The following is a 319-nucleotide window of genomic DNA, read 5'->3' on the forward strand; positions in this document are numbered from 1 at the left end:
CAAACAGAAATGAAAGTAATAAGAGCAGATGGAAAACGTGTCGGTTTTGGGAACGATTTTTAGGGGCTGTGGAAGTCTTGAAACTGCAAGTACCGAAACTACATAATTCCCTTGAGGAAACACAGCAATGGCTCACAGAGGGTGGCGTGATTTCTGCTGTCAAAAGTTTTTATTTCTTAGAAGAACATGATGCATTAGGTGGACTGGAAAAAGTGGGAACTATGCTTGACAGGGCAAGATACAGCAGTTCCCTTTCCAGTAAATTAACCGCCCACTTACAGAGGATAGACCGCACCGACCTTATCCCCTATATCCAGTA

Annotated in this window: 1 protein-coding gene; it reads left to right on the forward strand. The window is 43.3% G+C overall.

The annotated features are described in order from the left end of the window. Positions 1-319: replication initiation factor domain-containing protein (locus G5A70_RS15565; RefSeq protein ID WP_173750344.1), on the forward strand; the 319-nt coding region annotated here is incomplete at both ends.

This window comes from Blautia hansenii (genome assembly GCF_013304445.1).
Lineage (GTDB): Bacteria > Bacillota > Clostridia > Lachnospirales > Lachnospiraceae > Blautia.